Origin of the sequence: Brevundimonas sp., assembly GCF_019636155.1 — a bacterium.
In the GTDB taxonomy this organism is placed as follows: Bacteria; Pseudomonadota; Alphaproteobacteria; order Caulobacterales; family Caulobacteraceae; genus Brevundimonas.
The window spans coordinates 287161-299215 of the sequence record NZ_JAHBYB010000003.1 but is presented as its reverse complement, the minus strand read 5'-3'; the positions used below and the strand labels follow the sequence as shown (position 1 = coordinate 299215).

At 70.5% G+C, this 12055-nt stretch carries 9 protein-coding genes; 4 read left to right on the top strand and 5 right to left on the bottom strand.

From position 1 onward, the window contains the following. Positions 1-27: 27 nt before the first annotated feature. Positions 28-1386: a capsule biosynthesis protein gene (locus KF910_RS05405; protein ID WP_292259382.1), complete on the bottom strand. Its 1359-nt coding sequence runs from the start codon at positions 1384-1386 to the stop codon at positions 28-30. Positions 1387-1720: 334 nt separating this feature from the next. Further along, on the bottom strand, positions 1721-2878 hold the full coding sequence (locus tag KF910_RS05400; protein WP_292259381.1) for an OmpA family protein: 1158 nt from the start codon (positions 2876-2878) through the stop codon (positions 1721-1723). 236 nt (positions 2879-3114) lie between these two features. Here KF910_RS05400 and KF910_RS05395 point away from each other — a divergent pair, with 236 nt between their 5' ends. Beyond that, positions 3115-4317, top strand: coding sequence for an acetyl-CoA C-acyltransferase (locus KF910_RS05395; RefSeq protein WP_292259379.1), 1203 nt, complete (start codon positions 3115-3117; stop codon positions 4315-4317). Positions 4318-4327: 10 nt separating this feature from the next. On the opposite strand, the gene KF910_RS05390 is transcribed toward KF910_RS05395, so the two are convergent. The 3 genes from KF910_RS05390 to otsB are packed head-to-tail and all read right to left on the bottom strand — an operon-like array spanning position 4328 to position 8267. Then, on the bottom strand, positions 4328-5725 hold the full coding sequence (locus KF910_RS05390; RefSeq protein WP_292259378.1) for an alpha,alpha-trehalose-phosphate synthase (UDP-forming): 1398 nt from the start codon (positions 5723-5725) through the stop codon (positions 4328-4330). Beyond that, on the bottom strand, positions 5722-7509 hold the full coding sequence (locus KF910_RS05385) for a glycoside hydrolase family 15 protein (RefSeq protein WP_292259376.1): 1788 nt from the start codon (positions 7507-7509) through the stop codon (positions 5722-5724). The genes KF910_RS05390 and KF910_RS05385 overlap by 4 nt, the downstream gene beginning before the upstream one ends. Beyond that, a complete protein-coding gene (otsB, locus tag KF910_RS05380; protein ID WP_292259374.1) occupies positions 7506-8267 on the bottom strand; it encodes a trehalose-phosphatase in 762 nt (253 codons plus the stop codon). The genes KF910_RS05385 and otsB overlap by 4 nt, the downstream gene beginning before the upstream one ends. Positions 8268-8363: 96 nt before the next feature. Between otsB and KF910_RS05375 the strand changes: the two genes are divergently transcribed. The 3 genes from KF910_RS05375 (at position 8364) to KF910_RS05365 (ending at position 12037) form a co-directional block, all read left to right on the top strand. After that, on the top strand, positions 8364-9374 hold the full coding sequence (locus tag KF910_RS05375) for a KpsF/GutQ family sugar-phosphate isomerase (RefSeq protein WP_292259372.1): 1011 nt from the start codon (positions 8364-8366) through the stop codon (positions 9372-9374). 81 nt (positions 9375-9455) lie between these two features. Then, positions 9456-10769: a glycosyltransferase family 4 protein gene (locus KF910_RS05370; RefSeq protein ID WP_292259370.1), complete on the top strand. Its 1314-nt coding sequence runs from the start codon at positions 9456-9458 to the stop codon at positions 10767-10769. Then, the gene (locus KF910_RS05365) at positions 10769-12037 is read left to right on the top strand and encodes a glycosyltransferase family 4 protein (protein WP_292259368.1); all 1269 of its coding nucleotides are present in this window, start codon (positions 10769-10771) and stop codon (positions 12035-12037) included. Before KF910_RS05370 ends, KF910_RS05365 begins: the two co-directional genes overlap by 1 nt. Positions 12038-12055 lie beyond the last annotated feature (18 nt).

Here is a 12055-nt window from a genome sequence, read left to right as displayed (position 1 = left end):
GAGGCCACACTGGCCGCGCCCGGATTCTCAGGCGCGCTCGGCGAAGACCCGCGTCAGGCCCTCGGCCGTGGGACGCAGGGCGTCGGGCTCGTGATAGTTGCCGTTCACCTGGCTCATGGCGATGACATGGGCCCGGAAATTGACGAACAGATCGGGGTCCGGCGCCTGGGCCGCCGTCCAGAAGGCGTCCAGCGGCCCCTGGTGCGTCAGGCCCTCGATATCGAAGAAGGCCTCGCCCAGCACCTTGACCGGGGTCTGGAAGCCCAGGGCCGACAGGGCGGCCGAGGAGTTGTTGACCACCATCCCGCGCGAGGCCCGGCACAGCTGGGCCAGGTTGCCGCCGTCGATGAAATCGACCCGGTCGGCCAGGCCGCGCTCGATGGCCAGGACGCGGGTCATCTTGGCCAGGTCCACCAGGCCGGGGTCCAGGGGATGGTTCTTGACCACCAGCCGCGCCTCGGGCGCCGCATGGCGGGCGAAACTGGTCATCACCTCGGCCAGGAAGGCGGTATTGTCGGCGAAATGCGAATAGCGCAGCAGCTGGGCGTCGCCCTCGCGCTGCAGGCAGGCCAGGTAGAAGGGGCCGCGCGCGGCGATGACGGCCGTGTCGGCGTCGGACTTGCGCCGGAAGGCCAGGCTGAAATAGCGCCGGATATGGCCCAGGCACTGCAGCCACGGCGGCTGGGTGTAGGGGGCGACATAGCGCGGATACAGCGGCCGCCCCAGGGCCTGCATCAGATGATACAGGCTGATGTTGATCACATGGTGCGGCAGGATACGGCCGGAAGGGCGCACATCGGGCAGGTCCGCGGCGGGCGGGCCATAGGCCTCGGGCCGTCGCGGCAGGCTGCTGGAGGCGTTGACCCCGTTGCGCTCGACCGTGATCCAGTCGGGGCGGAAATAGCCGTTCTCCAGAACCCAGACCTGGGCCTGGAGCTGTTCGGCCTGGGTCAGGACCGCCTGGTTGTAGGCGCCGCCCTCGCCGAAGACGAGAATGTCGGTGAAATAGGGCGCCAGCTGCGCCAGGCGCCCGGGCCACTGCCGCACCGCCCCCTTGAAGCGGATGCCGCCCGGGCGGCGCCAGTTCACGGCGTCGCCGAAGTTGAACAGCATGCGGGACACCTGGGCCCCCTGGGCCGTCAGCCTGTCCGCCAGAACCCGTCCGAACGGGCCGAACGGGGCGGTGACGATCAGGAACCGTCGTCCCGCCAGGGGCGCCGCGCGGTCATAGGGGGCCGCCGCGACCGAGGCGACCGGCGCATCCCATGCGCGGGCCTTGGCGTCGGGCTTGCGTCCCGCGCGGGCCACGGCCGAGGGGGCCGTCAGACGGCGCTCGTCACGCAGGGGCGGGCCGAAGACGTCCGCGGGGCTGCGAAGATCGGTCATCTTACGGTCGCCCTCCCCGCGGCCGGATCGATCCGGTCGCCAGGCCGCCGCGGCCCATGGGCTCGCGCACGCCTCCCGATCGGGGATGTGCGGTCTTTGTCGCCGTCATCGTCGCAAGGATCAACTGACTTGTCCTGAAAGGCGAAACCTCGCGCCGGAAACGACGTCACTGCCCCATCAGGGGGGCGAATTCGTGTCCCTTGGCCCGGGGCGAATAGCAGAAAACCGCCCCCGGGCGCGAGACCCGGGGGCGGCTTTTCTCGTCACGCGTCATCGACGCTTCCGATCTTGGGGTCGGGGAGCCGGCGTTTCATCCGGCTCCCCGCTCCGCGTCTCAGAAGTTGATGTCGATGGTTGCGCGGCGGTTCAGCGGCTCGCGGACGCCATCGGCGGTGGCGCGGGCCAGCTGGGTTTCGCCCTTGCCGTCCAGAGCGATCACGCCGCCGTTCACACCCTGGGCGACCAGGGCGTCCGCGACGGTGCGGGCGCGGCGGTTGGACAGGCCGACGTTATAGGCGGCCGAGCCCGAGGTGTCGGCGTGGCCGACCACCAGCACGCGGGTCGGGTTGCCCGACTTGGCGTAGTTGGCCGCCTGGGTCACCACCGAGCGGGCCTCGGCCGTCAGGTCCGAGCGATCCCAGTCGAAATAGACCACGAACTGCCGCGCCGTCGGAGCCGGCGGAGGCGGCGGCGGGGGCGGAGGCGGCGGAGGCGGCGGGGGAGGCGGCGGCGGGGGCGGAGGCGGCGGCGGCGGGGGCGGAGCCTCCGGAGCGCCGAACGCATAGCGCAGACCCAGGCTCACCGTGTGCGACTGGTCATAGTCGCCGTCCCAGGTGCCGAACTGCGTCGCCGTGCCGGTGCCCGAAGACAGGCTGGCCACCTGCATGTCGCCGCTCAGATAGCGGTAGGTCAGGTCGATGTTGGTGCGGTCGCTGACCTGCCAGCTCAGGCCGGCGATGGCCTGGGCCGCGAAGCGGGTCGAGCTGTCGTCGGCGGCCAGATAGGCCGGACGGTTCTGACGCTGACGGCCCACCACGTCCAGGTTGACCTTGTTCACGCCGACACCGACGCCCACGAACGGACGCACGCCCCAGCCTTCCCAGCCGAAGTCGTAGATGATGTTGGCCATGACCGTCATCGAGGTCATGTCGCCTTCCGGCGAATAGCAGGCGCCCGAAGCCGGGGTCACGTTGCACAGGCCCTGCGGACCCGTCACCGCGCGAACGCGGCCGATGTCGCCCGAGCGATAGCCGCCTTCCAGCTCGACGCGCCAGTTCGGATCGAAGCGATAGCCCAGACGGCCAAAAGCCGCCCAGCCGCTGTTCACTTCCCAGTTCCAGTTCGCACCGGTCGTCGACGACTCCAGATTGGCGTCGTCCATCTGATGATAGCCCGCGTCAGCCGCGCCATACCATCCCGGCGTCTGTGCGGCGGCCGCGCCGGCGGCGAACAGCCCCGCCGCGGCGACACTGGCCAGAAGTTTGAGCTTCATGGTGTCCCTCATTCCATTAGATAATTGCACGACGCCGTCGCTCCAGCTTTGGCGCACGAGGGCCGAACGGCATGTGGCGGCCTCGGTTCCACGACAAGGTTGGGGAATCGCCCCGACTGTGGCGCCGTTTCAACACATTGGGGTCCGTTCCCCGGCGACGACCGATCAAGACCAAGGCTTGCGCGGGGCCTGACGCCCGGCTCTAACACCTTCACACGCTCGATAAGGACCTCCCCATGCGCGAAGCCGTCATCGTCTCCACCGCCCGCACCCCGATCGGCCGCGCCTATCGCGGCGCCTTCAACGACACCCAGCCGCAGCAGCTGGGCGCCCACGCCATCCGTCACGCGGTCCAGCGGGCGGGCGTCGATCCGGCCGAGATCGAGGACGTGGTGTTCGGCGCGGCGCTCCAGCAGGGCTCGACCTCGCCCAATATCGCGCGCCAGGTCGCCCTGGCGGCGGGCCTGCCGGCGACGGTCGCGGGCATGAGCCTGGATCGCCAGTGCGCCTCGGGCCTGATGGCCATCGCCACGGCCGCCAAACAGGTGATCACCGACGGCCAGCAGGTCGCCATCGGCGGCGGGCTGGAGAGCATCTCCCTGGTCCAGAACCCACACATGAACCTGTACCGGATGAAGGACGAGGCGCTGCTGAAGCTGTCGCCCCACATCTATATGTCCATGCTGGAAACGGCCGAGGTGGTGGCCGACCGCTACGGGATCAGCCGCGAAGCCCAGGACGAATACGCTCTCCAGTCCCAGCAGCGCACCGCCCAGGCCCAGGCCGAAGGCCGGCTGGACGCCGAGATCGTGCCGATGACCACGACCATGCAGGTGGTGGACAAGGCCACCGGCCAGGCCTCGGCGAAGGCGGTGACCCTGTCCAAGGACGAGGGCAACCGCGCCGACACGACGCTTGAGGGCCTTCAGTCGCTGAAGCCCGTCTTCGGCGGCGGCGAGGTGATCCAGCAGGGCCGGTTCATCACCGCCGGCAACGCCAGCCAGCTGTCGGACGGCGCCTCGGCCTCTGTCGTCATGGAGGCCAGGGAGGCCGAGCGGCGCGGGCTGAAGCCCCTGGGCGCCTATCGCGGCATGGCCGTGGCGGGCTGCGAGCCGGACGAAATGGGCATCGGCCCGGTCTTCGCCGTGCCCAAGCTGCTGAAGCAGCACGGCCTGACCGTCGACGACATCGGCCTCTGGGAGCTGAACGAGGCCTTCGCCGTCCAGGTGCTGTACTGCCGCGACCGGCTGGGCATCCCCAATGACCGGCTGAACGTCTCGGGCGGCGCCATCTCCATCGGCCACCCCTACGGCATGTCGGGCGCCCGGATGACCGGCCACGTCCTGATCGAGGGCAAGCGGCGCGGCGCCAAATACGGCGTCGTCACCATGTGCGTCGGCGGCGGCATGGGAGCGGCGGGGCTGTTCGAGATCTTCTGATCCGGCCGTTTCAGGCCGCGCCGGTCCCCGAGGTCGGCGCGGTCTTCAGCGCCCGGACGAAGGCGTCGCGCCAGCCGGCCACGTCGGTGTCGCGCACCACCTGCATCAGGGCCTCCCATTTGCGGCGGCGTTCGGCCAGGGGCAGGGCCAGGGCCTTGTCTATGGCCTCCGACAGCTCCTCGCGGCTGAACGGATTGACCAGCAGGGCCTCGCCCATCTGTTCGGCCGCCCCGGCGAAGCGCGACAGGATCAGCACGCCCGGATCCTCCGGATCCTGGGCCGCCACATATTCCTTGGCCACCAGGTTCATGCCGTCGCGCAAGGGGGTGACCAGGCCGACCCGCGCCGCGCGATACAGGCCCGCCAGCTGGTCCCGCCGATAGGTGCGGTTCAGGTATCGGATCGGCTGCCAGTCCATGTCGCCGTATTCGCCGTTGATCCGCCCGGCCAGGGCGTCCAGCCGGGCGCGGATGTCCTGATAGGTATCGACCTCGTCGCGGCTGATCGGCGTCACCTGCAGCAGAAAGACCTTGCCGCGCTGTTCGGCATGGTCGTGCAGGAACTGCTCATAGCCCAGCAGCCGCTGCTCCAGCCCCTTGGAATAATCCAGCCGATCGACCCCGACGATCATCGAGCGGAAGGCCGCGGACGCCGCCATCCGGTCGTAGGTCCGCTCTCCCCCGGCCGAATCCCGCGCCCGCACGAAGCCGTCCACATCGATGCCGATGGGGAAGATGCCGGTCTGGACCCGCCGCCCGAAACACTCCAGCCCGCCCCGGCCGTCCAGCTCGCCGTGGGCCTCGGTCACCACATAGTCGCGGAACAGGTCCAGCCATTCCTCCGTGTGGAAGCCGACCAGGTCATAGGCGAACATCGATTCCACCAGCCGCCGATGGTGCGGCAGGGTCACCAGCAGCTGGCGCGCCGGCCACGGCGTATGCAGGAAGAAGCCGATCCGATTGGTCACCCCCAGCCGCCGCAGGTCCCGCGCCAGGGGGATCATGTGATAGTCGTGCACCCAGATCACGTCGTCCGGCTGGATCAGGGGCGCCAGCACCTCGGCGAAGCGGCGGTTGGTCCGCTCATACCCCTCGCCATATGACCGTTCGTAGGCGGACAGATCGACCCGATGGTGGAACAGCGGCCACAGGGTCCTGTTGGCGTAGCCGTTGTAATATTCCTCGACATCCTGGGCCTCCAGGTCGACCAGGGCCACCTGCACCCCCGCCCGGTCCTGATGCTTCAGTTCGCCGGTGAAGGTCTCGACCGTCTCGCCGGACCAGCCGAACCACAGGCCGTCATAGGTCTTCAGCGCCGCCGACAGGGCCATGGCCAGGCCGCCGGCCGAACCGGCGGCCGGATCGACGGGCGCCGACACCCGGTTCGACACCACGATCAGCCGGCTCATCGCACGTCCGTCCACGACCGGCTCAGCAGCACGGCGCAGTTGATGATGCCCACCAGGGAATAGGTCTGCGGATAATTGCCCCACAGTTCGCCCGTCTCCACCGCGATGTCCTCGCTCAGCAGGCCCGCATGGGTGCGGCGGTTCAGCATCTCCTCGAACATGGCCCGCGCCTCGTCCGAGCGGCCGTTCTGGTGCAGGGCCTCGATGAACCAGAAGGTGCAGAAATTGAACGCCGTCTCCGGCTCGCCGAAGTCGTCGGGCTCGACATAGCGGAACAGATAGGGGCCCTTCTTCAGGTCCCGTTCGATGGCGTTGAAGGTTTCCACCTGGCGCGGGTCCCGGGCGTCCAGGAACCCCAGGTCGGTCAGCTGCAGCAGGCTGGCGTCCAGTTCCCGCCCGCCGAAACTGGCGCCGAAACGGCCCTCGTCCGGCAGGAAGGCCTCGGCCTCGATCCGTTCACGGATGATCCGGGCCCGTTCGCGCCAGACCTCGGCTCGGGGGGCCAGGCCCAGATGGTCCGCCGCCTTGGCCAGCCGGTCGCAGGCGGCCCAGCACATGACCGAGGAATAGACATGCACCCGGGCGATGGTGCGGAACTCCCACAGGCCGGCGTCCGGCTGGTCGTGCAGGGCGAAGGCGCGCTCGCCGACCTTTTCCAGCGCATGGAAATCCTCGACCGATCCGGGCCGCACCAGCCGCTGGTCATAGAGGGTCTGGACCAGGGGCAGGACGATCTGTCCGTACACGTCATGCTGCAGGTGTTCGCGCGCCTGGTTGCCCACCCGCACCGGCTTCATGCCGCGATAGCCGGCCACGGTCTCGACGATCCGTTCGTCGATCTCGGCCTCCAGCCCGACCCCATAGACCGGCTGCACATGCCCCCCGCCCGAGGCGTCGACCAGGTTCCTGAGATAGCCGAGGTAGTTCTCCAGCAGGTCCACCGCCCCCAGCCGGTTCAGCGCCCGCACGACGTAATAGGCGTCGCGGATCCAGCAATAGCGGTAGTCCCAATTGCGCCCGCTTTCGGGGAATTCTGGAACCGAGGTGGTCAGGGCCGCGACGATGGCCCCGGTCTCTTCATAGGCGCACAGCTTCAGGGTGATGGCCGCGCGGATCACCGCCTCCTGCCAGTCCAGCGGCAGATAGAGGGTCCGCACCCAGTCGCGCCAGTAGGCGACTGTCCGGTCCAGGGCCAGGGCCACTCCCGGCCCGACCGCCTGGTCATAGCCCTCGTCCGGCCCCAGGAAGAAGGCCAGGGCCCGTTCCAGCCGGAAGGTCCGCTCGTTGATCACATGCGACACCGGACAGTCGGTGGTCAGGCGGAAGGTCGCCCCCGTGCACAGATAGCGGATGTGGTTCGAGCCCGCCGTCCGCTCGGCCCGGCGCGCGCCCCAGTCGGCCGCCGGCCTCAACCGCACCCGGATGCGCGGCACGCCCGCGATCGGCCGCACCACCCGGGCGAAGGCCAGGGGGCGATAGGTCCGGTCGTGCTTGGGGTGGCGCGGGGCGAAGTCCAGGATCTCGACCGCCGCCCCGTCCTCGGCCGTCAGCACCGTGCGCAGCACCGGGGTGTTGCGGACATAGGCCTGATCGACCCGCTTCAGCCCCTCCAGCTGGATGTCCCAGAATCCATGCTCGGGATCGTCCCCGTCCATCAGGGCGGAAAACAGGGGATCGCCGTCCACCCTGGGGGCGCAGGCCCAGACGAACCGTCCGTTGCGGTCGATCAGGGCGCTGAGGGCGCAGTTGCCGATCAGGGCGAGATCGAGGTTCGGCCGGTTCATCCGTCCGCCTCCGCCACCGCTTCCAGCCAGTCCAGCACCTGGCCCTGGTCCGCCAGGCGCCGGGTCGCCGCCGTCTCGCGCGCGGGCCCCACCAGCACCCCATAGCCGCCCAGGGCCGCGGCGGCGCGGAAGGCGTCCTCGTCCGTCAGGTCGTCGCCCAGCATGACCGGGACCGCCCCCGCGAACGGCGGGCTCTGCATGAAGGCCGTCAGGGCCGCCCCCTTGTCGGCGCCGGGCGTCCGCAGCTCGACCACCATGTCCCCGCGCTGCAGGCTCAGGCCGCTGGCGTCGGCCAGGTCGCGGGCCAGGTCCAGGGCCGCATGGGCGTGATCGGGCGCCAGGCGATAGTGCAGGGCCGTGGCCAGCCCCTTGTCCTCGACCCGTGCGCCCGGCCGGTCGCGGGCGAAGTCGCGGAAGGCCTGGACCGCGTCGCCCAGGGCCGGGTCGGCGGCGACGCGCAGGGTCCGGCCGTCCTGGCGCCGCTCCAGCCCATGCACCCCGGCCGCCGCGGCCAGGGGCGTGCCGGCGATCCGGTCGATCTCGGCCAGGGTCCGACCGCTGAGGATCGCCAGCCGCCCGTCCAGCTTCCGGGCCAGCCGTTCCAGCACCGCCGTGCGGCGCGGGTCGGGGCCGACCCCTTCCGGCGTCGCGGCGATGGGCGCCAGCACGCCGTCGATGTCCAGGAACAGGGCCACGCCGGCGGCGCGGACCGGAGGCGTGGGGGGCGACGGCTGTGAGTTTCCGGCTTGTGTCGGCATGGATCCTTCGATGTGGCGCTGGGGTCCCGGCGCGTTCAACGCCTCAGGCCGGCTAAGGTTGTCGGCCTTCGCCCGGTTGTGCAACCGGCCGCCCTGGTGCAATTCCCGGTCATGAACGCCGAGATCGCGCCTTCGACCCCCGAAATCCTGTCCGCCATGACCGACCGCGCCCGCGAGGTCGTCCGGCTGAACATCGCCGCCCTGGACGCCCTTGAGCGGTCGATCGACGTCAGCCTGGCCCGCGCCTGCGAGGTGATCCTGAGCCGCCCCGGCTATGTGGTCGTCACCGGCATGGGCAAGTCGGGCCACATCGGCGGCAAGATCGCCGCCACCCTGGCCTCCACCGGCACCAACGCCTTCTTCGTCCACCCGGCGGAAATGAGCCACGGCGACCTGGGCATGCTGCGTTCGGACACCACCCTTCTGGCCCTGTCCAACTCGGGCGAGAGCCGTGAACTGCGCGATCCGCTGATCTTCTGCCATCGCAACGACATCCCCGTCATCGGCATGACCCAGCGGGCCTCCAGCTTCCTGGCGCGGCATTCGGACGTCACCCTGCTGATGCCCAAGGTGGCCGAGGCCTGCCCCAACGGCCTGGCCCCCACCACCTCGACCCTGATGACCCTGGCCCTGGGCGACGCCCTGGCCATGGTGCTGATGGACCGGCGCGGTTTCTCGGCCATGGATTTCGGCCTGCACCACCCCGGCGGCGCCCTGGGCATGAGCCTGCAGAGCGTGCGCGAATGGATGGGCGACAACCACCCCGCCCCCGCCAGCGTGCCGGAATCCGCCAGCTTCGCCGAGACCGTCTCGGCCATCACCGAGGGGCGAAAGGGGGCCGTGGCCGTGGTCCGCGCCGACGGAACCCTGGCGGGGATGGTCACCGACGGCGACCTGCGTCGCGCCTTCGCCCAGGACATCTCGGCCCTGAGCGCCGCCGACATCATGAGCCCCCGGCCGATCACCGTCGGCCCCGACGCCCGGATGAGCGACGTGGTCGACCGCCTGGCGTCCAACCGGATCAACAATCTGTTCGTCGTCGACGACGGCCGCCCCGTGGCCATCGTCCATATTTCGGAGCTGATTCAGGCGGGATACGTGGCCTGACCGCCACCGCCGGTTGACCGTCTTCCGAGGCGGTGGGATACCGCCGGGGCCCGAGGGGGGCGATGTGAATCCCGGTTCCGAATGACTTCCATCTGTATCGACGGCTTCAACCTGGCCCTGGCCAAGGGCTCGGGCATCGCCACCTACGGCCGGAACCTGCTGATCAACGCCCAGGCCATCGGCATGGGGACCCAGGTCCTCTACGGACCCGGCGCCCCCTATCGCAAGAACCCGGTGCTGAACGAGATCGCCCTGACCGACGCCGCCTCGGCCAAGGCGCCGCCCTTCCTGGCGCGCCATGCCGGCCTCTACGCCAGCCGCTATGGCCGCAGCGCCCGGCCGGTGCGCCCGACCGGCGAGGTGATCTGGCCCCGCACCGGCGGCGGCATGCCCCGGGCCGACTATTTCTGGTCGTCGCGCAACCTGTTCCGCTCGGCCAACAACGCCTTCGCCCGCTACCGCACCTTCACCCCCCTGTCCTTCGACGCCCGGGGCGCCCAGGGCGCGACCGAGGCGACGCCGGACGTGATGCACTGGACCTGCCCCCTGCCGCTGGAGGCGCGGGGCGTGCCGAACATCTACACCATCCACGACCTGATCCCTCTGCGCCTGCCGCACACCACCCTGGACAACAAGGCCGCCTTCCTGCGGCTGTGCCGTCGCATCGTCCGGCGCGCCGACCACATCGCCGTGGTCTCGGAAAAGACGCGCGAGGACGTGGTGCGCCTGCTGGGCGTGCCCGAGGACCGGGTCACCAACACCTACCAGTCCGTCAGCGTCCCCCCGGCCCTGGCCGACCGCCCCGACGAAGAGGTGGCCCGCGAGCTGGCGGGCATCTTCGACCTCGGCTGGAAGGACTATTTCCTCTATTTCGGCGCCATCGAGCCCAAGAAGAACCTGGGCCGGATCGTCGAGGCCTATCTGGCCTCGGGCGCCGACAGCCCCCTGGTCATCATCGGCGGGCGGGCCTGGCTGGAAGAGGGCGAGACGGCCCTGATGGGCCAGATCAAGAAGTCCGAGAGCAGCATGTCCGAGAAGCTGCTGACCTACGAATACATGCCCTTCGCCATGCTGGTCAGCCTGATCCGCGGGGCCAAGGCGACCCTTTTCCCCTCCCTTTATGAAGGCTTCGGCCTGCCGGTGCTGGAATCCATGGCCCTGGGCACCGCCGTCCTGACCTCGACCGGCGGCTCCCTGCCCGAGGTGGCCGGCGACGCGGCCTACAGCGTCGATCCCTACGACGTCCCGGCCATCACCCGCGGCATCCGCGCCCTGGACGCCGACGCCGGCCTGCGCGACGCCCTGATCGAGAAGGGGCGGGTCCAGGCGGCGAAATTCTCGCCCGAAGCCTATCAGGCCCGTCTGCGCGAGCTGTACGCCAAAGTCGGGGCCTGATGCGCGGCCAGATCCTGTTCGACGCCAGTCGCCTGCTCAGCCGCACCGAGCGGGCGGCCCCGACCGGCGTCGACCGGGTCTGCCTGGCCTATGCCGAATGGCTTCTGTCCCTGCCCGAGGTCTCCCTGTCGCCGGTGCGGTCGCGGCGCGACGCCCTGGTGGCGGTCGATCCGGCCTGGTTCGCCGACAGCGTGGCCGAGATGCGCGGGAAATGGGCCGGGGCCCACGCCGCCCGCGCCCTGACCCCGCACGAGAAGCGGCTGTTCGACGCCCTGCGCGCGCCGGCGCCCCCGGCCCATTCGGTGCTCAGCCCCCCGCCCCCGCCCGAGGGCGAGACCGCCGGCCGGGTCCGCCGGCCCCGCCGGGTCTGGCGCCAGTTCCTGAACTCGCGCGCCCTGCCCGCCGACCTGTCCGGCGGCCTCTATTTCAACGTCGGCCACACCAGTCTGAACACTCCGGGCATCCTGTCCGGCCTGGCCGCCCAGGGCACGCGGCGGGTGGCGATGATCCACGACCTGATCCCGGTCACCCATCCCGAGTTCTGCCGCGCCGGCGACGCCGCCAAACATCGCCGCCGGGTCCGCATCGTCCTGAACCACGCCTCCCATGTGCTGGTGAACTCGCAATATACGGCCGACGAACTGACGGCCTTCGCCGCGGCCGAGGGCCTGGCCCCGCCGCCGGTGACCGTGGCCCATCTGGGCATAGAGCCGGTCTTCCACCGCAACGGCCCGCCGGGCGAGACCCCGCCCTATTTCGTCCATGTCGGCACCATCGAGGCGCGCAAGAACCTGGCCTTCCTGCTGACCGTCTGGCGCCGCCTGGCCGAAGGGATGGGGCCCGCGGCCCCGCGCCTGGCCCTGATCGGCCGCTACGGCTGGGAGAACGAGGCCGTGCTGGACCTGCTGGAGCGGTCGCCCGCCCTGCAGGGCCTGGTGCATCAGGCCTCCGACCTGCCCGACGCCGCCCTGGTCGAGCTGATGCGCGGCGCCCGGGCGGTGCTGGCGCCCTCGTCGGTGGAAGGGTTCGATCTGCCGGCGGTCGAGGCCTCGGCCCTGGGGGTGCGCCTGATCGCCTCGGACATCCCGGCCCACCGGGAACTGACGCCGCAGGCCCGGCTGATCGATCCCCTGGACGGCCTGGGCTGGCTCCGTGCCCTGGAAGAGGCCGCCCGCGCGCCCGCCGCCCCGGCCGAGACCGCCCCCTATCCCGCCCCCAGCTGGCAGGCCCATTTCCAGCGCGTCGCCCAGGCCCTGGACGGGGCCTGAGCGCCCGGCGGCGCATCC